The organism is Kitasatospora sp. NPDC058170, from assembly GCF_042883905.1.
Lineage (GTDB): Bacteria > Actinomycetota > Actinomycetes > Streptomycetales > Streptomycetaceae > Kitasatospora.
Genome location: NZ_JBHVUV010000001.1, coordinates 546,217 through 569,112, shown reverse-complemented (window position 1 = coordinate 569,112; position 22,896 = coordinate 546,217). Strand labels below are relative to the sequence as shown.

Genomic DNA, 22,896 nt, shown 5'->3' with positions numbered 1-22,896 from the left:
TTACAGCTCCTTGATCACGAGTCGGACGGCGTCCAGGAAGGCGTCGTTCTCGGCGGGGGTGCCGGCGGTGACGCGCAGCCACCCGGGGACGCCGTTGTCGCGGACCAGGACGCCGCGGTCGAGGATGGCCTGCCAGACGGCGTGGGTGTCGTCGAAGCGGCCGAACTGGACGAAGTTGGCGTCCGAGTCGGTCACCTGCAGCCCGAGACCGCGGAGCGCGTCGACCAGCCGGTCGCGCTCGGTCTTGAGCCGGCCGACGTAGCCGAGCAGGGTGTCGGTGTGCTCCAGGCAGGCCAGCGCGGTGGCCTGGGTGACGGCCGACAGGTGGTACGGCAGCCGGACCAGCTGCACCGCGTCCACCACGGCCGCGTCGGCGGCCAGGTAGCCCAGGCGCAGCCCGGCCGCGCCGAAGGCCTTGGACATGGTGCGGGTGACCACCAGGTTGGGGCGGCCCTCCAGCAGCGGCAGCAGCGAGGCGCGGTGCGAGAACTCGACGTACGCCTCGTCGACGATCACCACGCTGGGCCGGGCGGCCTGCGCGGCCTCGTACAGCGCCAGGACGGTGTCGGCGGCGACGGCGGTGCCGGTCGGGTTGTTCGGCGAGCAGACGAAGACCACGTTCGGCCGGTGCTCGGCGATCGCCTCGACGGCGGCGTCGAGGTCGACGGTGAAGTCCTCGTTGCGCGGCCCGGAGATCCACTCGGTGCCGGTGCCCCGCGAGATCAGGGCGTGCATCGAGTACGAGGGCTCGAAGCCGAGCGCGACCCGGCCGGGGCCGCCGAAGGTCTGCAGCAGCTGCTGGAGCACCTCGTTGGAGCCGTTGGCGGCCCAGACCTGCTCACGGCCGCGGGCGAAGCCGGTGGTCCGGGTCAGGTACCGGGCCAGGCCCTCGCGCAGCTCGACCGCGTCCCGGTCGGGGTAGCGGTTGAGGTTGCGGGCGGCCTCGGCGACCCGCTCGGCGATCCGGGCGACCAGCTCCTCGGGCAGCTGGTACGGGTTCTCGTTGGTGTTGAGCTGGACGGGCACGTCGAGCTGCGGCGCACCGTAGGGGGACTGCCCGCGCAGCTCGTCGCGGATGGGGAGGTCGTTCAGGTTCATGCGCCGGGAACCGTCCACTCGAAGCGGGCCTTGATGGCATCGCCGTGACCCGGCAGGTCCTCGGCGTCGGCGAGGTTGACGACGTGCGCGGCGATGCCGGCCAGTGCCTCGCGGTCGTACTCGACGACCTGGACCCCGCGCAGGAAGGTCTGCACGGACAGCCCGGCGGAGTGGCAGGCGCAGCCGCCGGTCGGCAGCACGTGGTTGGAGCCGGCCGCGTAGTCGCCCAGCGAGACCGGGGTGTAGCGGCCGATGAAGATCGCGCCGGCGTTGCGAACCCGGGCCGAGACGGCGTGGGCGTCCCGGGTCTGGATCTCCAGGTGCTCGGCGGCGTAGGCGTTGACCACCGCCAGGCCCTGGTCCAGGTCGTCGACCAGGATGATGCCGGACTGCCGGCCGCCCAGCGCCTCGGCCACCCGCTCGGCGTGCTTCGTCCGGGCGGTCTGGGTCTTCAGCTCGGCCTCCACGGCCTCGGCCAGCGCGGGCGAGTCGGTGACCAGCACCGAGCCCGAGGTCGGGCCGTGCTCGGCCTGGCTGATCAGGTCGGCGGCGACCTCGGCCGGGTCGGCGCTGTCGTCGGCGAGGACGGCGATCTCGGTCGGACCGGCCTCGGAGTCGATGCCGATCCGGCCCGCGAAGTAGCGCTTGGCCGCGGCCACGTAGATGTTGCCCGGGCCGGTGACCATGTTCACCGGCTCGCACTCCTCGGTGCCGAGCGCGAACATGGCGACCGCCTGGGCGCCGCCGACGGCGTACACCTCGGTGACGCCGAGCAGCGCGCAGGCCGCCAGGATCGTCGGGTGCACCCGGCCGCCGAAGGCCTTCTGCGGCGGCGAGGTCACCGCGATGCCGGCCACCCCGGCCTCCTGTGCGGGCACCACGTTCATCACCACGGAGGACGGGTACACGGCGAGGCCGCCGGGCACGTAGAGGCCGACCCGGTCCACCGGGACCCAGCGCTGGGTGACGGTGCCGCCCGGCACGACCTGGGTGGTGTGCCCGGTGCGGCGCTGGTCCGCGTGGACCAGGCGGGCGCGGCGGATCGACTCCTCCAGCGCGGCGCGCACCTTCGGGTCCAGCGTCTCCAGGGCCTCGGCGATCTGCTCGGCGGGCACCCGGGTGGACTCCAGCCGCACGCCGTCGAAGCGCTCGGTGATCTCGATCAGCGCCGCGACCCCGCGATGGTGCACGTCCTCGGCGATCGGGCGCACCGTCTCCAGGGCGGCCGCGACGTCGAAGTCGGCACGGGGCAGCAGGTCACGCGGGTCGTCGAGCGAGCCGCGGAGGTCGATTCGAGAGATCACGCCACCCAGTGTAAGGAGTGGCCGGAACCGGCGGCCCCGCATTTCAGTCCGTGATACGAAAGGCGAGACGACCGGGGGAGACGGGGGAACGATGGCGGATCGCGCGCCTGACGGCTGGACGCAGGTTGAGCAGGATCTCTGGGAGGCGTTCCGGCAGGGCGAGGTGTACGACCGGCGCACCCGTGACAGCGGAGAGGACGACCCCTTCGGGGACGCCGTGTGGGGGCCCGGGCGCACCGTCCGCGCCGAGGTGCTGGCCCGCCTGCTGCTGGACGGGCCGACGGCCGCCCCGGGCCGGGTCGCCTCGCTGCGGCTGAGCGGGGTGCGGGTCACCGGATCGCTCAACCTGGCCGGCGGCTCCATCGGCCACTACGTCGAGGTGCACGACTGCCGCTTCGAGCAGAAGATCCTGATCTCCGAGGCGGAGGCCGGCACGCTGCGCTTCGTCAACTGCCGGATCCCCCGGCTGGAGGCCTCCCGCCTCGCCACCTCCGGCGACCTGCACCTGGCCCGCTGCCGCATCCCGCAGGGGCTGCGGCTCACCGACGCCCGGATCGGCACCGACCTGCTGCTCAACCAGGCCGTCCTCGGCGGTGACCGCTTCGGCCGGGCGCTGTCCGCCGACGGCATGGCCGTCAACCAGGACTTCGAGGCCGACCGGATGGAGTCCCGCGGCGAGGTGAGCCTGCGCACCGCCCGGATCGGCGGCCGGCTCTCGCTGCGCGGCGCCCAGCTGCACGCCGTCCCGGAGAACCCGATCGTGCTCAACGCGGTCCGAATAACCGTCGGCCACACCGCCTACCTCAGCGGGTCGGTGGACGGCGGCTGGCACAGTTCGCAGACCTACTACGGCTCCGGCTACGGGCAGACCCCGCCGCCCGGCGCGCCGACCACCCCGTTCCGCGCCCACGGCCAGGTCCGGCTCTCCGACGGCCGGTTCGAGGCCGCCTGCCTGCTCTCCGACGCCGAGTTCCACCTCGGCCCGGGCGACGAGCTCGCCCTGCGCCGGATCCAGACGCCCGAGCTGCGGTTCACCTGCCGCCTCCCGGCCGGCGGCGCCGTCTCGCTCTCCCGCGCCCGGGTCGGCAACCTGGTCGACGCCCCCGGCTCCTGGCCGCACGGCAGGTTCCTCGGCCTCACCGGCTTCACCTACGAGTGCCTGCGCCCGGCCGTCCCCTTCACCATCCAGCAGCGGATCGCCTGGCTGGAGGACTCCTCGGTGGAGTTCCAGCCCGAGTCGTACGAGCAGCTGGCCGCCGCGCTGCGCCGCGACGGCGCCGACGACGACGCCCGCGAGGTGCTCTACGCCAAGCAGCGCCGCCGCCGGCAGACCCTGCCGCTGCCGGCCCGGCTCTGGGGCCGGATCCAGGACGTCACCGTCGGCTACGGCTTCCGCCCCGGCCGGGCCGCGCTGTGGCTGCTGCTCGCCTGGGCGCTCGGCAGCGTCTACTTCGCCACCCACGAGCTGCAGCCGCTCAAGGCCGACGAGCGGCCGCACTGGAACCCGGTGCTGTACGCGCTGGGCCAGCTGCTGCCGGTCGTCGACCTCGGCCAACAGGGCTGGAACCCCGGCGGCGCCTCCCAGTGGGTCGCCTCCGGGCTGGTGGTCGTCGGCTGGATCCTGGCCACCACGGTCGCCGCCGGCGCCTCCCGGATGCTCCAGCGCGGATAACCCGGCGGCATTCGCCCGGTCCGGGGAACTACGCTGTCCGCCGTGACAGAACGGCTGCCGCTCTTCCCGCTGAACACCGTGCTCTACCCGGGGCTGGTGATGCCCCTGAACGTCTTCGAGGAGCGCTACCGCCGTCTGGTCGCCGACCTGCTGGCCGGCCCGGAGGACCGGCCGCGCCGCTTCGGGGTGCTCGCCATCAGGGACGGCCGCGAGGTCGCCCCGGTCCGCCCGGGCGAGGGCCCGGCCGGACCGCTCGACGGCCTCGGCACCGTCACCGGGGATCCGCTGGAGGCGATGCACCACATCGGCTGCGTGGCCGACATCGCCTCGGTGCAGGAGCAGCCGGACGGCCGCTACGAGCTGCTGGTCACCGGTACCACGCGCTTCCGGCTGCGCTCGGCAGACACCGGCGGTCCGTACCTGACCGGTGAGATCGAGCCGATCGAGGAGGAGCCCGGCGAGGGCGCCGGGGCCCTGGCCGCGGGCGTCGAGCGGGCCTTCCGGGCGTACCAGAAGCGGCTCGCCGGGGCCCGCGAGGCCAGCACCGTCGGCCGCCAGGACCTGCCCGACGACCCGCAGGTGCTCTCCTACCTGGTCGCGGCCGCCTCGGTGTTCGACACCCCGGTCAAGCAGCGGCTGCTCGCCTGCCCCGACACCGCCCAGCGCCTGACCGCCGAGCTGGAGCTGCTGCGCCGCGAGACGGCGGTGCTGTCCTGGCTGCCGTCGCTGCCCGCCGTCGACCTCACCCGCCAGGCCTTCAGCCCCAACTGAGCCGCCCCACCACCGAGCCCACCACCGAGGACTCCATGGCCAGGAAACCGAAGAAGGGCGGCCAGGGCACCCCCGCCACCGTCGCCCTGGAGAACGCCGCCGTGGCCTTCACCGTCCACGCCTACGAGCACGACCCGGCCGCCGCGTCCTACGGCGGGGAGGCCGCGCAGGCCCTCGGGATCCCGGCCGGCCGGGTGTTCAAGACGCTGGTCGCCGACGTCGACGGCGTCCTCACGGTCGGCGTCGTGCCGGTGGCCGGGCAGCTGGACCTCAAGGCCCTCGCGGCGGCCGTCGGCGGCAAGCGGGCGGCGATGGCCGACCCGGCGGCCGCGGAGCGCAGCAGCGGCTACGTGCTCGGCGGGATCTCCCCGCTCGGCCAGCGCCGCGCCCTGCGGACCGTGGTGGACGACAGCGCGCTCGCCCACCCCACGGTGTACGTCTCGGCGGGCCGGCGCGGTCTGGAGGTCGAACTCTCCCCCGCCGACCTGATCGCCCTCACGGGAGCCCGGACCGCCCCGATCGGCCGCTGAGGCCGCTGAGGCCGGACAGGACCTACGACCGGTGATCCTGGGGCGGTGTGTCCCGGGGTGCCGCCTCCCGGAGCGGCTGCCCGTCCTGGACGGGCGCCGGCGCCGCGTAGGGCCCGGCCCAGTACGGCGGCGGGTCCTCCTCGCGCTTGCCGAACGCGGCCGACAGGGCCAGCAGCACCACCATCGCGGCCATCGGCCAGACCAGCAGCGCCCCGTGCGCGCCCAGCTCCAGGGCCGCGTCGAAGTGTCCGCCGTTGCCGGCCTTCGCGGCCCGGGCGATCAGGTCCTCGCCCGGCCCCAGCCGGATGCCCAGCCGCCACCCGGCCACCGACCCGAGCAGGCCGCCGAGCGCCAGCCCGACCGCGACGGCGATGCCGCCGCCGCGCCGCCGGGACAGCAGGAACGCGCCGAGCGCGGTCACGATGCCCGCGCCCAGCCCGATCAGCGCGAACACGGAGTCGGCGCCGGCCCGCTGCTCGCCCTCGGGGTCGCCGTAGAGGATCCGGTTGCCGTCGACCACCAGCGGCACCTTCGGCGCCAGCCACACCCACAGCACCGCCACGACCAGGCCCAGCAGGACGCAGACCAGTGTGGTGAGCACGCCCAGCCGCAGCTCGGGCAGCAGCCGCTGCAGCCGCTCCCGGCCGTCCGGCCGGCCGAGCGGCGCCAGATCCAGGGCGGGCGGCGGCCCGTACGGGTTCGGGGCGGCGGCCGGGGCGCGGTCGACGACGGCGTCCGCATCGGTGCCCGCCGCGGCACGCGCGGGATCCGGAGGTGTGTTCGGTACGGTCACAGGCCCATCGTTTCACGATCGCCACCCGGACGACCGCGCCACCCGCACACCGGCGGCCCGGCCGGGCCGCCGGAGCGGCGCACGGCCCGGGCAGGCCCTACCGGGTGGTGGCCCGCCGGTACGCCCAGGTGGCGACGGCCAGCGAGACCACGCCGACCCCCGCGCAGACCGCCAGGTCGGCCGTCACCCGGGTCCAGTCCGGGTCGGGCGTGAACGTACGGGCGAAGGCCTCCACGCCGTACGTGGACGGCAGCAGGTCCCGCAGCCAGAGCACCGGCTGCGGCAGGTTGTCCACCGGCAGCACCCCCAGCAGCAGCGCCGCCGACATGCCGAGCTGCCCCAGCATGGTGGCGATCTCCTGCCGGGGCGCCAGCAGCCCGCAGGCCGCGCCCAGCCCGGAGAGCGCCGCACCGGCCAGCGGCACCACCGCGAGCAGCATCCACAGCTGCGCCATCGACAGCCCGAACATCCAGGCCCCGACGGCGGCCGTCACCAGCGCCCCGGGCAGCGTGAACGAGGCGTACGCGGCGGCCGCGCCGAGCACCACCGAGGCGGCCGGCACCGGCAGCGTCGCGTAGTGGTCGAGCCCGCCGGTGGCCCGCAGCCGACCGAAGTACTGGGCGAGCAGGTTCAGCGCCACGAAGGCCACCACCAGCACGCTGGAGCCGGCCACCACCGAGCGCGCCGCCGCGCTCTCCCCCGGGTCGACGACGCCGCGCATCATCACCAGGATGCCCAGCGACTGGAAGGTGGCCACGAACAGCAGCGGGATGCGCGCCACCTTGGCCCGCGCCAGCTGCGCCCGGTAGACGGCGGCCAGCGCGGGCAGCAGCCGGGCGGCGGGCGCCAGCGGGGCGGGTCCGTCGTCCACCGCTGCCGCGGTCGGCGGCGCCGAGAGCAGGGTCATCGCCGGGCACCCCCTCGCGGGCAGCGCGGGCCGCGGGCGCCGCTCCGGCCGCCGGGGCCGCTCCGTGCTTGCAGCGTCACTTCGCCAGCCCTCCGTGGCGGCCGCCCAGCTTGAGGTAGGCGTCCTCAAGGCTCGGGGTGGCCAGGGTGAAGTCGTCCAGGGCGGCGAAGGCCGGCCCGGTGGTGACGGCCGCGACCAGTTCGCGGGCCTGCTCGGGGCTGGTCCGCACGGTCCAGCGGCGGCCGGTGCGCTCGGCCCGCTCGGCGAGCGCCGCGACGGCCGGCACGTGCACCGGCGCCTCGGTCCGCCAGACCAGGTCCAGCCGGACGTCGCCGTCCACCAGGGCCTTGAGCCCGCCCGGCGTGTCGCAGGCGATCACCCGGCCCTCGTCCATCACGGCGACCCGGTCCAGCACGGTCTCCGCCTCGATCACGTTGTGGGTGACCAGCAGCACGGTCGTCCGCCGCTCGGCCCGGCGCCGTTCGACGGCGCTCCAGACGGCCCGGCGGGCGATCGGGTCCATGCCGGTGGTCGGCTCGTCCAGGACGAGCAGCGGCCGCTCCCCCACCAGGACGGCGGCGAAGCAGGCGAGCCGGCGCTGGCCGCCGGAGAGCTTGGCGAGCGGCCGGTCGGCGAGCGGTTCGAGGCCGAGCTCGGTGAGCACCTCGCCGGTCTCGGCGCGGGCCGCGGTCCGGCTCAGACCGCGCAGCCGGCCGGTGGTCTCGGCGGCGAGCGCGACGGTCAGCTCGTCCAGCGCGGTGGACTCCTGGCCGAGGTAGCCGAGCAGCCGGGCGGCCCGGTCGGGGTGGCGGACCACGTCGTGGCCGAGGATCTCGATCGCGCCGGAGTCGGGGCGCAGCAGTCCGGTGAGCTGGCGGACCAGGGTGGACTTGCCGGCGCCGTTGGGGCCGAGCAGCCCGAAGATCTCGCCCTGGCGGACGGTCAGGGTGACGCCGTCGTTGGCCCGGATCCCGGTGGCGGCGGCGCCGCGCCCGGAGCGGTAGGTCTTGACCAGGTCGCGCACGGCACAGCACGGCGAGGCCTCCCGGGGTGCCCGCCCGGTGCCCTCGCTCATGCAGTCGCCTCGCGGAACGCGCCCCGCCGAGCGGTTCGCCCGCTGCCCTCGCTCATGCGCCCGCCGCCCCGCTCCGCTCAGTGGTCGCTTCGCGGAACGCGCCCCTTTCGACGGTTCGCCCGTTGCCCTCGCTCACGAACGAAGACTCTACGCGGTGGAGCCCCCGAACCGGACAAGGGGGCCTGAACCCCCGAATCCAGTCACCGGTGGTCAGTCGTCGACGACCAGGTCGCCGCCGGGCACCCTGGCGGCGAGCTCCTTCCAGAAGCCGGCCCGGATCGCGTACCGGTCGTGCTCGTCGATCTGGTCGTCCTTGTGCGCGAGCAGCCCGAAGCGGGCGGCGTAGCGGAGCAGCTCGCCGTCGACCCGGTGCGGGATGCGCGGGTAGTCGGGCCAGAGCACGGTGAGCCGTTCGACGTCGCCGAGCCGCTCGGTCCAGCGGCGGGCGAAGACCTGGCCGACCTCGTGGGCGTCGCCGCCGATGGTGGTGATGTCCTCCTCCCGGTCGGCCCAGCGCTGTTCGGCGGTGGTGAGCTGGGCGAGGGTGGGCAGGGTGTCGCCCGCGGTGACGGCGGGCTCCGGGACGGGCCGGTCGACCCAGCCCCGGTCGGAGGACCAGCGCAGGACGGGACCGCTGCCGTTGGCGGCCGTGACGGGGTGCGGGGCGACGGCGCGCCCGGCGAGGTCCTTCGGGGTGGGGACGACCTTGAGCGCGGCGGCGGGCTGCGGGCGTCCGACCGGGCCGGCGACGGCCGCGACGGCGGCGGGTGCCGGGGAGCCGTTGGCGGGCCGGCCGGCGGCCGCCACGGCGGCGGCGGGCGGGGCGGCGAGGATCTTGGCGATCTCGTGGCGCGGGCCGGGGGCCGGGAAGACGGTGGCGGCCTCGCGCAGGCTGAAGGAGCCCTCGATCCACTCGCGGTCCAGCACCCGGCGCTCGTCGGCCTCGCCGACCAGGTCCTCGGACTGGTTGAAGTCGCCGTCGGCGGCCTGCAGCGCCCAGAGGTGGACGACGACGCCGTGCTCCTTGGCGGACATCATGCCGGGCAGCAGGTCCCCGTCGCCGGTGATCAGCACGACGTCGGCGCAGGCCCGGTTGCGGGCGAGCTCGGACAGCTCCGCGTGCATGGCGGCGTCCACGCCCTTCTGCACCCAGCGGCCCTCGGCCCGGGTGAGCGCGCCGAGCCGGACGGTGACCCGGGGCAGGACCCGCAGCCGGCGGTGCTCGGGCATCGGCCGGCGGTCGGGGGCGGCGTCGAACCAGTAGATGCGCAGCAGCGGCAGGCCGGTCTCGGCCTCGGCTCGCTCGCGCAGGGCGGTGATCAGCGCGGTGTGGTCGACCGTCACCCGGGAGCGGGACGGGTCCCCGGCGAGCAGACTGGCGGCGGCGCCCAGCAGGTATCCGGCGTCCACCAGGACGACACAGCGGTCCATCGCGCACCTCTTTTCGCTCGCCCTCGGGGCCAGGCGCCACCGGTTCGGCGGTACCGGGTGGGCGCGGTCCGCCCGGCGCTCGGGCCCAGGTGGGGTGAGGGAGTACCCCCAGCCGCCCGATCGTTGGGTCACCTTTACCCCTGGTTCGCTTGCCGAACCTCGGCGTTTGTCGCGGTCCGGCAACGGCCGTCCCCGGGAAAACACGGAGCGGGCCCCGTCCGTGGACGGGGCCCGCTCCGGGGGTGGCGGGGTCAGCCCTTGAGCTCGGCGGCGACCAGTTCGGCCAGCTGGACGGCGTTGAGCGCGGCGCCCTTGCGGAGGTTGTCGTTGGAGACGAACAGCGACAGCCCGTGCTCCACCGTCTCGTCGGCGCGGATGCGGCCGACGAAGCTCGGGTCCCGGCCGGCGGCCTGGAGCGGGGTGGGGATGTCGCTGAGCTCGACGCCGGGCGCCGCGCCGAGCAGCTCGGCCGCGCGCTCGGGGCTGATCGGGCGCTCGAAGCGGGCGTTGATCTGCAGCGAGTGGCCGGAGAAGACCGGCACGCGCACGCAGGTGCCGGCCACCTTCAGCTCGGGGATGCCGAGGATCTTGCGGCTCTCGTGGCGGAGCTTCTGCTCCTCGTCGGTCTCGTTGGAGCCGTCCTCGACGATCGAGCCGGCCAGCGGCAGCACGTTGAAGGCGATCGGGCGCTTGTACACCTTGGGCTCGGGGAACTCGACCGCGGAGCCGTCGTGGGCGAGCGCGGAGGCGCCGTCCACCACCTTGGCGGCCTGGTCCTGGAGCTCGGCGACGCCGGCCACGCCGCTGCCGGAGACGGCCTGGTAGGTGGAGACGACCAGCGCGACGAGGCCGGCCTCGTCGTGCAGCGGGCGCAGCACCGGCATGGCCGCCATGGTGGTGCAGTTCGGGTTGGCGATGATGCCCTTGGGGCGGTCGGCGATCGCCTGCGGGTTGACCTCGGAGACGACCAGCGGGACCTCGGGGTCGCGGCGCCAGGCGGAGGAGTTGTCGATCACGACGGCACCGGCGGCGGCGGCCTTGGGGGCGAGGGCCTTGGAGGTGGAGCCGCCGGCCGAGAAGATCACGATGTCCAGGCCGGTGTAGTCGGCCGTGGCCGCGTCCTCGACGGTGACCTCGGTGCCCTGCCAGGGCAGCGTGCGGCCGGCCGAACGGGCCGAGGCGAACAGCCGCAGCTGCTCGACGGGGAATCCTGCGCGCTCCGCCAGGATCTCGCGGACGACGCCGCCGACCTGACCGGTGGCACCGACAATGCCGATCTTCATTGCGACTACTCCTCTTGATGGTGCTGTTCACGGCCGCACTCCGCCCATCATGCCTTGTCACGGGCGCGGGGCGACCTGGTATTCCAAGGCGTGAGAGTCAGTGGTCCAGACCACTGGCCAGTTCCAGCGCGGCCGCGACCTCCGCCGCGCCCGCCGGCAGCAGCGGCAGCCGCACGTCCGGGGTGGGGATCCGGCCCTGGGCGTGCAGCACGCCCTTGACCACGCCGGGGTTGGGTGCGGCGAAGACGGCGTTCGCCAGGGCGGTGAGCCGGTGCCCCAGCGCGCGGGCCCGCGGCACGTCCCCGGCCGCCCAGGCGGCGGCCAGCTCGACGAACCGGGCGGTGGCCAGGTGGGCGGAGGCCAGGATGCCCCCGGCGGCGCCGAGCGCCAGCATCGGCGAGAGGAAGGCGTCCTCCCCGGCCAGCACCGCGAAGCCGGCCGGCCCGGCGGCCAGCAGGTCCACCGCGTCCTGGTCCAGCCCGCCGGTCGCGTACTTGACGCCGGCCACGCCCGGGACGGCGGCCAGCCGGAGCAGCGCGGCGGCGCCGAGCGGCTGCCCGGTGCGGTAGGGGATGTGGTAGACGATCAGCGGCAGCGGGCCGGCGTCGGCGAGCGCGCGGAAGTGCGCGAGCGTCCCGTCCTCGCCCGGCCGCAGGAAGCCGGGGACGGTCACCAGCGCCGCCGCGGCCTGCGGCGCCAGGTCACCGAGCTCGGCCAGCGACCGCGCCACGCTCCGGGTGTCGGCGCCGCCCGCCCCGACCACCAGCTGTGCGCCGAGCTCGGCGCAGACGGCCGCGCAGACCGAGACCACCGCGCGCTTCTCCGCCGCGTCGAGCGCGGCGGGCTCCCCGGTGGTGCCGAGTGCGACCAGCCCGGCCGCCCCCTGCCGCAGGACGGAGCGGGCCAGCCCGTCCAGTGCGTCCAGGGCCACCGAGCCGTCCTCGGCGAACGGGGTGACCAGGGGGACGTAGACGCCCCCGAGTTCCACGGCTGCGGGTTCCACCGCTGCGAGTTCCATGGAGGTGATCCTGCGACCCGCCGATCCCCCAGGTCCAGTTCACATTTCCGAGGCTTCTCGTAAGCTGAGCCGATGCTCGATGTACGACGCCTGCGCCTGCTGCGCGAACTCGCCCATCTCGGCACCATCGCCGCGGTCGCCGAGTCCCTCTCGTTCAGCCCTTCGGCGGTGTCCCAGCAGCTGTCCGTCCTGGAGAAGGAGGCCGGCCTCCCCCTGCTGGAGCGCACCGGCCGACGGGTCGCGCTGACCCCCGCCGGGGCGAACCTGGTCCGGCACGCCGAGGCGGTGCTGGAGCGGCTGGAGCAGGCGGACGCAGAACTCGCCCACGCCCGGCAGGGGTTGGCCGGTCCGCTGCGGATCGGCACCTACCCGTCGGCGGCCCGCGCGGTCATCCCGGCGGTGCTGGCCGAGCTGGCGAGCTGGCACCCGGACCTGGAGCCGATGGTCACCGAGGTGGACCCGGCCGGCGTCGCGGCGGCGCTCCGCGCGGGCGAGCTGGACGTGGCGCTGGTGCACGAGTACGACCTGGTGCCGGCCGATCCGGAGCCGGGCCTGGCGGTGACCCGCCCGGTGTTCACCGAGCCGATGTACCTGGCGGCCCGCGCGGCGGCCACCGTCGCCGAGCAGCGCACGGCGCCGTGGATCATGTCGCCGCCGGGCACGCTCTGCCACACCATGGCCGTCCGGGCCTGCGAGAGCGCCGGCTTCGCGCCCCGGATCCGGCACCAGATCGACGACTTCGCGACGGTGCTCGCCCTGGTGGCGGCCGGTCAGGGGGTGGCGCTGGTACCGCACCTGGGCATCGCGCGCACGCCCCCCGGCGTGGTCCTCACCCGGCTGCCGATGTACCGGCGCACCCGCGCCGCCTTCCGCGCGGGCGCGGGCTCGCACCCGGCGGTCTCGGCCTTCGTCTCGGCCCTGCACACGGCCGTCCCGCCGGGCCTCGGCGGCGGGGCGTAGCCCCCCGCCGCCGAGCAGCCCGAGCAGCCCGGATCAGCCCGCCAGGCAGCTCGGCCCGAGCAGCTGCTTGAGGTCCCCGAACAGCGCCGGGTCGGACTTCACCCGGTGCCGGTCCAGCCGCAGCACGGTCGTACGCCGGTTGCCCTCCAGCCGCAGCCGGACCTCGGTGGTCCCCCGGTGGCTGTTGAGCACCTCGCCGAGCCGGGCGACCAGCGGCGGAGTGATCTTCACACTGGGGATGTTGATGATGATCGGCGCATCCGCGTGCGCGTTGGAGAGGTCCGGGACGGACAGCTCCATGCCCATCAGCCGCGGCACGTCCTCCCGCTTGTCCAGCTTGCCGCGCACGAACACCACGGCGTCCTCGACGAGTTGTGAGGAGACCAGCTGGTAGCTGGCGGGGAAGAACATGCAGTCGATGGAGCCCGCGAGGTCCTCCACGGTGGCGATCGCCCAGGCGTTGCCCTGCTTGGTCATCTTCCGCTGGAGGCCCGAGATGATGCCGCCGATGGTGACGATGGTGCCGTCCGGCCGCTCGGCGAGGTCGGCGACCGCGCAGTCCGCCTTGTCGGCGAGCACGTGCTCGATGCCGTGCAGCGGGTGCGAGGAGACGTACAGGCCGAGCATCTCCCGCTCCTGGGTGAGCAGGAAGGACTTCTCCCACTCCTCCTCGGAGAAGACCACGTCCAGGCCGAAGCTCGGCTCGTCGCTGACCGCGTCGCCGCCGAAGAGGTCGAACTGCCCCTCGGCCTCCTTGCGCTTGACCCCGACGACGTTGTCGATCATCGGCTCGAACTGGGCGGTCAGCCCCTTGCGGGTGTGCCCGAGCGAGTCGAACGCGCCCGCCTTGATCAGGGATTCGACGGTCCGCTTGTTGCAGACCACCGACTCCACCTTGTCCAGGAAGTCCGGGAAGGAGCTGAACTTCCCCTTGCCCTTGCGGGTGCGGATCATCGAGTCCACCACCGGCCCGCCGACGTTGCGGATGGCGGTGAGGCCGAACCGCACCAGCTCGTCACCGTGCGGGGTGAAGTCGGAGTCCGACTCGTTGACGTCCGGCGGCAGCACCTGGATGCCCATCTTGCGGCACTCGTTGAGGTACACCGCGGACTTGTCCTTGTCGTCCTTGACGGACGTGAGCAGGCCGGACATGTACTCGGCCGGGTAGTTGGCCTTGAGGTAGGCCGTCCAGTACGAGACCAGCCCGTACCCGGCGGTGTGCGCCTTGTTGAACGCGTAGCCGGAGAAGGGGACGAGGACGTCCCACACCGCCTGGATCGCCGCGTCCGAGTAGCCGTGCTCGCGGCAGCCGCGCTGGAAGGGGACGAACTCCGCCTCCAGGATCTCCTTCTTCTTCTTGCCCATCGCCCGGCGCAGCAGGTCGGCCTGGCCGAGCGAGTAGCCGGCCAGGATCTGCGCGGCCTTCTGCACCTGCTCCTGGTAGACGATCAGGCCGTAGGTCGGCTTGAGGATCTCCTCCAGGGGCTTCTCCAGCTCCGGGTGGATCGGGGTGATCTCCTGCTGGCCGTTCTTGCGCAGGGCGTAGTTGGTGTGCGAGTTGACGCCCATCGGGCCCGGCCGGTACAGCGCGAGAACGGCGGAGATGTCCTCGAAGTTGTCGGGCTTCATCAGGCGCAGCAGCGAGCGCATCGGCCCGCCGTCGAGCTGGAAGACGCCGAGCGTGTCACCGCGGGCGAGGAGTTCGTAGGTGGGCTTGTCGTCGAGCGGCAGCTTGAGCAGCTCGATCTTCTCGCCCTTGTTCCGCTCGATCGCCTTGACGGCGTCGTCCATGATCGTCAGGTTGCGCAGGCCGAGGAAGTCCATCTTGAGAAGGCCGAGGCCCTCACAGGTGGGGTAGTCGAACTGCGTGATGGTGACGCCGTCGGTGTGCCGGGTCCACACCGGGATGTGGTCGGTCAGCGGTTCGGCGGACATGATGACGCCGGCCGCGTGCACACCGGGCTGGCGGATCAGGCCCTCGATGCCGCGGGCGGTGTCGATCACCTTGCGGACGTCCGGGTCGTTCTCGTAGAGCCCGCGGATCTCGCCGGCCTCGCCGTAGCGCGGGTGCGAGTTGTCGGTGATCCCGGAGAGCGGGATGCCCTTGCCCATGACGTCCGGCGGCATCGCCTTGGTGATCCGGTCGCCCATCGCGTAGGGGTAGCCGAGGACCCGCGAGGAGTCCTTGATGGCGGCCTTCGCCTTGATGGTGCCGTACGTGACGATCATGGCGACCTTGTCGGAGCCCCACTTCTCCGTCACGTACCGGATCACGTCACCGCGCCGGCGCTCGTCGAAGTCGATGTCGACATCAGGCATGGAGATGCGCTCGGGGTTGAGGAAGCGCTCGAAGATCAGGCCGTGCGGGATGGGGTCGAGGTCGGTGATGCCCATCGCGTACGCGACCAGCGAGCCGGCCGCCGAGCCGCGGCCCGGTCCCACCGCGATGCCCTGCTCCTTGGCCCACATGATGAAGTCGGCGACCACGAGGAAGTACGCCGGGAACCCCATCTGGATGATGGTGTCCATCTCGTACTCGGCGAGCTTCTTGTGCTCCTCGTCGTACCCCTCCGGGAAGCGCCACTCCATGCCCTTCCACACCTGGGCCTTGAAGAAGTCCGACTCGGACTCGTAGCCCTCCGGGATCGGGAAGCGCGGCATGAGGTTCTTGAACTCGAACATGCCCGCGGTGTCGACCCGCTGGGCGATCAGCAGCTGGCTGTTGCGGCAGCCCTCCTGCCAGGCGTCCGAGGAGTCCAGCGCGTACATCTCGGCGGCCGACTTGATGTAGTAGCCGGTGCCGTCGAAGCGGAAGCGGTCCGGGTCCGAGAGGTTCTTGCCGGTCTGCACGCAGAGCAGCAGGTCGTGCGCACCGGCGTCGCCCTCGGTGGTGTAGTGCGAGTCGTTGGTGACCACCGGCGGGATGTTCAGCTTCTTGCTGATCTCCAGCAGCCCGTCGCGGACCCGCTTCTCGATGTCCAGGCCGTGGTCCATCAGCTCCAGGAAGTAGTTCTCCTTGCCGAAGATGTCCTGGTAGTCGGCGGCGGACCGGACCGCCTCGTCGAACTGGCCGAGCCGCAGACGGGTCTGCACCTCTCCGGAGGGGCAGCCGGTGGTGGCCATCAGGCCGGCCGCGTGCTCGGAGATGATCTCCTTGTCCATCCGCGGCCACTTCACCAGCCAGCCCTCGGCGTACGAGCGCGAGGTCAGCTTGAAGAGGTTGTGCAGGCCCTGCTTGTTCCGGGCCCAGATGGTCTTGTGGGTGTAGGCGCCGGACGCCGAGACGTCGTCCCGCTTCTGGTGCGGCTGGCCCCAGAGGATGCGCTTGGTGTTGGAGCGCGAGTCCGGCGCGACGTACGCCTCGATGCCGATCACCGGGGTGATGCCGGCGGCGGTGGCCTGCTTGTGGAACTCGGCCGCGCCGTACATGTTGCCGTGGTCGGTCATCGCGACATGGGTCTGGCCCAGCCGTTCGACCTCCTTGAACAACTGCTTCAGCCGGGCGGCACCGTCCAGCATCGAGTACTCGGTGTGGACGTGCAGATGCGCGTACGGCTGGTCGCTCAAGGCGGGGCCTCCGGAGGCTCGTGCTGTCTGGTTGGCCGGCGAACGCGCAGGTCACGATGGTGCCTGGAAACAGCGGAGGCCCGAGCCACTGCCAGGGCCCGGACCAGCTCTCACACGTTCACGCTCCTACTCTAGCCTCCAGTCACGACCGTCCCCCCGCACCCACTCGCCGCAAGGAACCCGACACCATGCCCCACCAGCAGCCCACCGCCGAGCAGCGCGCCGAGACCGTCCTGGGCGTCTTCGACTCGGCCTTCGGCGACCTGCTCGCCAAGGACCCGGCGGCCTTCCGGGTCAAGTTCCGCAAGATGGCGGCCTCCGCCTTCGCCTTCTACCGGGGCACCGCCGCGCTGTACTACGCCGACCTCGCCGACGGCCCGTTCGCCGGCTACGGCAGCACCTTCCTGGACGAGCGCACCAGCCGGGTGTGGATCCACGGCGACCTGCACGCCGAGAACTTCGGCACCTACCTGAACGCCGAGGGCCGGCTGGTCTTCAACGTCAACGACTTCGACGAGGCCTACGTCGGCGCCTTCACCTGGGACGTCCAGCGGCTCGCCGCCTCGCTGGCGCTGATCGGCTACGCCAAGGCGCTCTCCGACGAGACGATCACCCGGCTGGTGACCTCCTTCGCCACCGCCTACCGCACCCGGATCGCCGCCCACGTCTCCTCCGGCGACGCCACCCCGTTCACCCTGGACACCGCGACCGGCCCGATCCTGGACACCCTGCGCCGGGCCCGGCTGCAGACCCGCGTCTCGCTGCTGGAGTCCGAGACCGTCGTCGACGGCTACGACCGCCGCTTCCGCACCGGCGGCGGCGCCATCGAGCTGGACGAGCCCACCCGGGCCGAGGTGCTGTCCGCCTTCGAGGCCTACCTGGCCACCCTGCCGCCCGCCTCCCGGGCCCGCCCGGAGTCGCTGAAGGTCAAGGACGTCGTCGGCCGCCGGGGCATCGGGATCGGCAGCGCCGGCCTGCCCTCCTACAACCTGTTGCTGGAAGGCCACACCGACGCCCTGGAGAACGACGTGGTCATCTACATGAAGCAGGGCCAGACGCCCGCCGTCGCCCGGCACGTCACCGACCCGGCCATCGCCGGCTACTTCGAGCACGAGGGCCACCGCACGGTGATCTCCCAGCGCGCCCTGCAGGACCACAGCGACCCGTGGCTCGGCCACACCACCCTGCACGGCCGCGGCCAGCTGGTCGCCGAGGTCTCCCCGTACGCGGCCGACCTCGACTGGACGGACCTCAACGAGCTGCCCGAGCTGCTCGCCGTCACCGACTACCTCGGCCGCGCCACCGCCACCATGCACGCCGCCGCCGACGAGTCCTCCAGCGGCCACACCCTGGTGCCGTTCTCCACCGAGCACGCCATCGACGCCGCCATCGCCCGCGACGAGGCCGGCTTCACCGCCATGCTGGTCGACTTCGCCCACGCGTACGGCGCCCGGGCCCGCCAGGACCACCAGCTCTTCGTGGACCTCTACCGCAACGGCCGCATCCCCGGCCTGTAGGCGTCAGCCTGTCAGGGCCGCCAGCCGCTCCCCGGCGGCGGCCCTGACCCCGGGCTCCTCCATCGGGTCGTCGCGGAGGTATCCGAGCCGCTCGCGGACCTCCGGCCCGTCCGGCGCGTGCGCGATCCCCAGCAGCCGGGCCTCCGCCTCGCAGTCCCAGAGGCACTCCGTGTGGACCGACTCCAGCCCCGCCGGCTCGATCGCCGCCAGCGCCTCCAGGTAGGAGGCCCGCTCGTACGAGTGCGGCGTCCACAGCCAGAACCGCCGCAGCAGCGACACCGCGTCGCGGGCGTCCGGCCCGAGCCGCCGCAGCCCCTCGGCCGTCCGCTTCGGCCCGCACCACCGCCGCGCAGCCCAGTCCCGCTCCAGCTGGGCTACCAGGACCGGGACGTCCTCGGCCTCCCCGTGATCCGCCGGCAGCTCCACCAGTGCGGCGTTGTGGACCTCCGCCTGCTCCCGACTGGTCTCCTCCAGCGCCGCGACCGAGCGCTTCCCCTCCCGCGCGCACGCCCGCAGCGCATCCCCGGCCTCGCCCGGCCCGTCCAGGGCCAGCAGCTCAAGCACCCCGGTGGCCCGCTCGCGCACACCCTCGCCCCTGGCCAACATCTTCACCACCGGCCCGAGCGGCGCAGCCGAATCCCTGACCAGCCGGGCCAGGTACAGCGCCCGCTGGTCGACCGAGTCCCACCGCCAGTCCCACCGGATGCACCCGTACACCAACTCGGCGGCCGCCGCCGGGTCCTCCGCCGCCATCCGCGCGCCCAGCCCCCGCCCGCGCTGCAACAGCCCGGGAAGGGTGTGCGCCGGCGCGTGCTCGTATCTCCGCTCTGCCACGCCGACATCCTCCCCCACCCCGCCATCGAGGACGGTTTCCGGCCTACATCCCCGTTAGCGTCGGTCTTCCCCAGCGCCCGAATCGGAGAGCCCCATGACCCTCACCTGGCCCCAGGTCTGCGCCCGCCGTCTCGCCCGGCACGGACTCGCCGCACCCCTGCCGGGCGGACCGGCCGCCGTCGCCGGGGCGGCCTGCGGGGCGCACGCACAGGTGATGTCCGCCGCCGAGCTGTCGATCGGTCTGCGGATGGCAGGCGGCACCCGGGCGGACGTCCGGCGGGCGCTGTGGGAGGAGCACAGCCTGGTGAAGACCTTCGGTCCGCGCGGCACCGTCCATCTGCTGCCCACGGCCGACCTCCCCCTGTGGACGGGCGCCCTCGCCGCCGTCCCCTGCACCCGCGGCGCGGTACCGGAGAAGATGCGGATGACCGACGAGCAGACCGAGCTGGTCGTCACCGCCATCGCCGAAGCCCTCGCCGACGCCGAGCTCACCGCGGACGAGTTGAGCGAGGCCGTCATCGCCGCCACCGGCCCGTGGGCGGGCGACCTGGTGATGCCGGCCTTCCAGGGCTTCTGGCCGCGCTGGCGCCAGGCCCTGCCCCTGGCGGCCGCCCGTGGAGCGCTCTGCTTCGGCCCGGATCGCGGCCGCAAGACCACCTACACCAACCCGCACCGCATGCTCCCCGGCTTCACCCCCGCCGAGCCGCAGGCCGCCCTCAGCTGGCTGCTCCGCAGCTACCTGTACGCCTACGGCCCGGCCACCCCCGAACACTTCGCCCGCTGGCTGGCCGCCCCGACCCGCTGGGTGGAGCAGCTCTTCACCGATGACCTGGTGCCCGTCCGACTCGAAGGCACCACCGCCTGGCTGTCCGCCGGCGACACCGACTTCCCGCCCGCCGAGCCGACCGGCCTCCGCCTTCTCCCCTACTTCGACGCCTACACCGTCGGCTGCCACCCCCGCGAGCTGGTGTTTCCCGGCCCCGCCGCCACCCGCGCCCTCAACCGCGGCCAGGCCGGCAACTACCCCGTGCTGCTGATCGACGGCACCGTCGCCGGTGTCTGGCACCAACGCCGCACCGGCCGCCGCCTCCACCTCACCGTCGAGCCGCTGGCCGAGCTCACCGCACAACACCTGGCCGACCTCGACGCCCAGGCCGCCCGAATCGGCGAAGTCCTGGAGGCCACCCCCGAGTTGACCATCGGCCCAGTCAGCACCGGCCCCCACGCCTGACCAGCGACTTCCCACGCCACTCCTCGCCGATCCGCGCATACCGCGCCGGGGTCGGCCACAGGAGTTCGCCGCCGGCCGCCGCAGATCGCAGGCGGACTCCCTGCTTCATCACCCGCCCTACCGGGTCCAAGGGCTGGTGGGAGGAGTATCGCGGCACCCTCCCCGACGGTTTCCTTGAGAACGCGGAATTGGAGAAGACCTCCCACGCGCTTATGGTGTGGCTGCTCACCCACATGCCCGGCACCTGCCAGACGCTCAGCTACGCCCCGGCGGTCTTCGGACGAGTCCTCCCTCCGCTCCCTCGACACGAGCTGGAGGCCCGCACTGCGTTCAGAATGCAGCGCAAGGCCGACCTTCGCCGGAATCCGAAGCCGATGACCTTCTTCATCTACGAGTCAGTGCTCTGGACGCGGTTCGGCGGTACCCAGATCCTCAAGGAACAGCTCTCTTCCCTCCTCGAAGACTCCGAGCTGCCCTGGATGACCATCCGCGTCGTGCCGTTCGAGGTCGAGACGTTCCCCGGGGCCGCCGAGAACCTCGGCTATGCGTTCGGCGCGGTCCCCGAGCTCGACACCGTCGAGCGGGAGTCCTCCCAAGGCCCCGAATATCTCGATGCCGTCAGCGAGCTGACCAGCTACCGGCACGTCTTCGAACGCACCGAAGCATCGGCGCTGAGTGAAGCCGACTCGCGCGACATGATCCGCAGGGTTGCAGGGAACCTATGAAAGGCCCGACATGACCGACACCGAGTGGCAGAAGTCTTCCTACAGCGGCAACGTCGAGAACTGCGTGGAGGTCCGCGCGGTCGACAGCCACGTGGAACTCCGCGAATCCGACGAAGGCCAAATCATCATCCGCACCACCCCCGCCGCCTTCGCCGCCCTCCTCTACTCCATCAAGGCCGGCGAACACGACCACCACGTGTGATCCACCGGCGCAGGAAGTCGGCCCGCCCGACTTCCTGCGCCCCCTCCTCGCCGGTCCGCGCGTACCGCCCTCACTCCTCGCCTCCCCGCCCGGCCGCCTCGGACTGTGCGAGCACGCGGCGGAGCCAGCGCAGGCGGGCGTCGCGGGCGTCGCGGGTGAGGGCCGCGTCGGGGGCGAGGCTGTCGAAGCCGTGGAACGCACCGGGCCAGACGTGTAGTTCGGCCTGTCCGCCGGCCTGCCAGATCGCGTTGGCGTAGGCCACGTCCTCGTCCCGGAAGGTCTCGGCCGACCCGACCTCGATGTAGGCCGGGGGCAGGCCGGACAGGTCGGTGGCACGGGCGGGGGCCGCGTAGGGCGACAGGTCCGCCGCGCCCACCCGGTCGCCCAGCAGGGCCTGCCAGCCGGTGGCGTTGGCGGTCCGGTCCCAGGTGCCGACGCCGGCCATCTGGTGGCTGGAGAAGGTGTCGTTGCGGTCGTCGAGCATCGGGCACAGCAGCAGCTGCCCGATCGGCCTGGGGCCGCCCCGGTCGCGGGCGAGCAGGGCGAGCGCCGCGGCGAGTCCGGCGCCGGCGCTCTTCCCCCCGACGATGATCCGGTCCGCGTCGATGCCCAGTGCCCGCGCGTTCCCGGCCGCCCAGACGAGTCCGGCGTAGCAGTCCTCCAGCGGCCCGGGGTACCGGGCCTGCGGTGCCAGCCGGTACTCGACCGAGATGACGGCCAGCTCCAGGGCGCAGGCCCACTCCCGGAGCACCTGCGGGAGGACGGACCACGCGTTGCCCATGACCATTCCGCCGCCGTGCAGGTAGTACAGCAGCGGAAGCGGCCGACTCACCCCGGCGGGCCGCGCGCTCACGAGCGTGACCTCGGGCCCGCCCGCCGCGCCCGGCACCCGCAGCTCCTCGACGTCGAAGCGGCCGTCGGCCCGGAGCTCGCTGACGGTCGGCCGGGGCCGGGTCGCGGTGTCCCTCCGCTGCCAGGCCGCGAGGTTCTCCGGGGTGAGCGGGCCGGGCGACTCCCCCACCCTGGCCGAGAACGCCTCCAACGCCGCCAGCGCAACGGCCAGTTCAGGGTCGAAGGGAGGCGCTTTCCGTGCCGCCGGTACGCGCCCGGGCTCCGGCGGCACGCCCTCGGGGCTCATGACGGGCCGTCCGACCGGGCGGGGGAGCACCAACGGGTTCTCAGCACGTCCACGCCGGTGCGGAACGCTTGCACGAGGTCCATACGGCGTAGTCAACCAGTCGTCGACGGGCCCTGAAGGGCGAAGCCGGCGGAAGCCCTTCGGCGCCGGACTGCGGCCCGGCCGGCGCAGGAAGTCGGCCCGTCCGACTTCCTGCGCGGCCCCGCCCCGCCCGCCCTGCTCAGCCCGCCTGCTCGTCCAGCTCCGCCAGGAAGTCCAGCGCCACCGCCCAGGTCTGCTCCGCCGCCTCGGCGTCGTAGTCCGGCAGGTCCGGGTCGGTGAAGACGTGGCCCGCGCCCCGGTAACGGTGCACCTCCACGTCGGCACCGGCCTTGCGCATGCCCAGGTACCAGGCGTTCAGCCAGTCCTCGGGCTCGAACGGGTCGGGCTCGGCGATGTGCAGCTGGACGGGGATCGAGGTGGCCGCGTCCTCGCGGATGTCCGAGGTGCCGTGCAGGAGCAGCAGGCCGAGCGCCTTCTCGTCGGCCAGCGCGAGGTTCTGGGCGAGCGAGCCGCCGAGCGAGAAGCCCGCGTAGACGAGCGCGGCGTCCGACCCCAGCAGCGGCGCGGCGGCGGTGACGGCGCGGCGGAGCAGCTCGTCGCTGCCGAGCTCCTCCTTGTACGCCATGCCCTCCTCGACGTCGTCGAAGGTCCTGCCGTCGAACAGGTCGGGGGTGTGCACGGTGTGTCCGGCGGCCCGCAGCCGGTCGGCGGCGGCGTGGACGGCCGGACGCAGCCCGTAGACGGAGTGGAGGAGCAGGATCTGGGCCACGGTCGGACTTCCTTGCAGCGGTGGTCGGG

20 protein-coding genes are annotated in these 22,896 nt (G+C 73.4%); 8 read left to right on the top strand and 12 right to left on the bottom strand.

Going from position 1 to position 22,896, the window contains the following annotated elements; translation table 11 throughout:
• A complete protein-coding gene (locus tag ACFVVX_RS02565) occupies positions 1-1,098 on the bottom strand; it encodes a histidinol-phosphate transaminase (RefSeq protein ID WP_387940520.1) in 1,098 nt (365 codons plus the stop codon).
• On the bottom strand, positions 1,095-2,402 hold the full coding sequence (hisD, locus tag ACFVVX_RS02560) for a histidinol dehydrogenase (protein ID WP_387940518.1): 1,308 nt from the start codon (positions 2,400-2,402) through the stop codon (positions 1,095-1,097). Before hisD ends, ACFVVX_RS02565 begins: the two co-directional genes overlap by 4 nt.
• A 91-nt stretch (positions 2,403-2,493) precedes the next feature.
• Here hisD and ACFVVX_RS02555 point away from each other — a divergent pair, with 91 nt between their 5' ends.
• From ACFVVX_RS02555 to ybaK, 3 genes are all read left to right on the top strand, one after another.
• Positions 2,494-4,074, top strand: coding sequence for an oxidoreductase (locus ACFVVX_RS02555; protein WP_387940516.1), 1,581 nt, complete (start codon positions 2,494-2,496; stop codon positions 4,072-4,074).
• A gap of 99 nt (positions 4,075-4,173) precedes the next feature.
• Entirely contained in the window at positions 4,174-4,845 is a 672-nt protein-coding gene (locus ACFVVX_RS02550) for an LON peptidase substrate-binding domain-containing protein (RefSeq protein ID WP_387940663.1), read from the top strand.
• 35 nt (positions 4,846-4,880) lie between these two features.
• Positions 4,881-5,375 carry a Cys-tRNA(Pro) deacylase gene (gene ybaK, locus ACFVVX_RS02545; RefSeq protein WP_387940514.1) on the top strand — a complete coding sequence of 165 codons (495 nt, stop codon included), beginning with the start codon at positions 4,881-4,883 and terminating at the stop codon, positions 5,373-5,375.
• 22 nt (positions 5,376-5,397) lie between these two features.
• Here ybaK and ACFVVX_RS02540 read toward each other — a convergent pair whose 3' ends face one another.
• The 6 genes from ACFVVX_RS02540 to ACFVVX_RS02515 form a co-directional block, all read right to left on the bottom strand.
• Positions 5,398-6,168, bottom strand: a complete 771-nt coding sequence (locus tag ACFVVX_RS02540; RefSeq protein ID WP_387940512.1) for a hypothetical protein — start codon at positions 6,166-6,168, stop codon at positions 5,398-5,400.
• A 97-nt stretch (positions 6,169-6,265) separates the two neighbouring features.
• Positions 6,266-7,075 carry an ABC transporter permease gene (locus tag ACFVVX_RS02535; RefSeq protein ID WP_387940510.1) on the bottom strand — a complete coding sequence of 270 codons (810 nt, stop codon included), beginning with the start codon at positions 7,073-7,075 and terminating at the stop codon, positions 6,266-6,268.
• A 76-nt stretch (positions 7,076-7,151) separates the two neighbouring features.
• Positions 7,152-8,150, bottom strand: coding sequence for an ABC transporter ATP-binding protein (locus ACFVVX_RS02530; RefSeq protein ID WP_387940508.1), 999 nt, complete (start codon positions 8,148-8,150; stop codon positions 7,152-7,154).
• Positions 8,151-8,360: 210 nt separating this feature from the next.
• Positions 8,361-9,581 carry an NYN domain-containing protein gene (locus ACFVVX_RS02525; RefSeq protein ID WP_387940506.1) on the bottom strand — a complete coding sequence of 407 codons (1,221 nt, stop codon included), beginning with the start codon at positions 9,579-9,581 and terminating at the stop codon, positions 8,361-8,363.
• A gap of 251 nt (positions 9,582-9,832) precedes the next feature.
• Entirely contained in the window at positions 9,833-10,864 is a 1,032-nt protein-coding gene (locus ACFVVX_RS02520) for an aspartate-semialdehyde dehydrogenase (RefSeq protein WP_387940504.1), read from the bottom strand.
• Between the two features lie 97 nt (positions 10,865-10,961).
• Positions 10,962-11,882, bottom strand: a complete 921-nt coding sequence (locus ACFVVX_RS02515; protein ID WP_387940502.1) for a dihydrodipicolinate synthase family protein — start codon at positions 11,880-11,882, stop codon at positions 10,962-10,964.
• A gap of 72 nt (positions 11,883-11,954) precedes the next feature.
• On the opposite strand from ACFVVX_RS02515, the gene ACFVVX_RS02510 reads away from it, so the two are divergent.
• Positions 11,955-12,842, top strand: coding sequence for a LysR substrate-binding domain-containing protein (locus tag ACFVVX_RS02510; RefSeq protein ID WP_387940500.1), 888 nt, complete (start codon positions 11,955-11,957; stop codon positions 12,840-12,842).
• 33 nt (positions 12,843-12,875) lie between these two features.
• On the opposite strand, the gene dnaE is transcribed toward ACFVVX_RS02510, so the two are convergent.
• Positions 12,876-16,409 carry a DNA polymerase III subunit alpha gene (dnaE, locus tag ACFVVX_RS02505; RefSeq protein WP_387940498.1) on the bottom strand — a complete coding sequence of 1,178 codons (3,534 nt, stop codon included), beginning with the start codon at positions 16,407-16,409 and terminating at the stop codon, positions 12,876-12,878.
• A gap of 188 nt (positions 16,410-16,597) precedes the next feature.
• Here dnaE and ACFVVX_RS02500 point away from each other — a divergent pair, with 188 nt between their 5' ends.
• Positions 16,598-17,926, top strand: a complete 1,329-nt coding sequence (locus tag ACFVVX_RS02500; protein ID WP_387940496.1) for a DUF2252 domain-containing protein — start codon at positions 16,598-16,600, stop codon at positions 17,924-17,926.
• A 3-nt stretch (positions 17,927-17,929) separates the two neighbouring features.
• On the opposite strand, the gene ACFVVX_RS02495 is transcribed toward ACFVVX_RS02500, so the two are convergent.
• Positions 17,930-18,760, bottom strand: a complete 831-nt coding sequence (locus ACFVVX_RS02495; RefSeq protein ID WP_387940494.1) for a hypothetical protein — start codon at positions 18,758-18,760, stop codon at positions 17,930-17,932.
• Positions 18,761-18,854: 94 nt separating this feature from the next.
• Between ACFVVX_RS02495 and ACFVVX_RS02490 the strand changes: the two genes are divergently transcribed.
• From ACFVVX_RS02490 to ACFVVX_RS02480, 3 genes are all read left to right on the top strand, one after another.
• Entirely contained in the window at positions 18,855-19,991 is a 1,137-nt protein-coding gene (locus tag ACFVVX_RS02490; protein WP_387940492.1) for a winged helix DNA-binding domain-containing protein, read from the top strand.
• 188 nt (positions 19,992-20,179) lie between these two features.
• Positions 20,180-20,716 carry a DUF5753 domain-containing protein gene (locus ACFVVX_RS02485; RefSeq protein WP_387940490.1) on the top strand — a complete coding sequence of 179 codons (537 nt, stop codon included), beginning with the start codon at positions 20,180-20,182 and terminating at the stop codon, positions 20,714-20,716.
• Between the two features lie 10 nt (positions 20,717-20,726).
• The gene (locus tag ACFVVX_RS02480; protein ID WP_387940488.1) at positions 20,727-20,918 is read left to right on the top strand and encodes a DUF397 domain-containing protein; all 192 of its coding nucleotides are present in this window, start codon (positions 20,727-20,729) and stop codon (positions 20,916-20,918) included.
• A gap of 70 nt (positions 20,919-20,988) precedes the next feature.
• On the opposite strand, the gene ACFVVX_RS02475 is transcribed toward ACFVVX_RS02480, so the two are convergent.
• The gene (locus ACFVVX_RS02475) at positions 20,989-22,056 is read right to left on the bottom strand and encodes an alpha/beta hydrolase (RefSeq protein WP_387940486.1); all 1,068 of its coding nucleotides are present in this window, start codon (positions 22,054-22,056) and stop codon (positions 20,989-20,991) included.
• A gap of 220 nt (positions 22,057-22,276) precedes the next feature.
• The gene (locus ACFVVX_RS02470; protein ID WP_387940484.1) at positions 22,277-22,867 is read right to left on the bottom strand and encodes a dienelactone hydrolase family protein; all 591 of its coding nucleotides are present in this window, start codon (positions 22,865-22,867) and stop codon (positions 22,277-22,279) included.
• Positions 22,868-22,896: the final 29 nt, after the last annotated feature.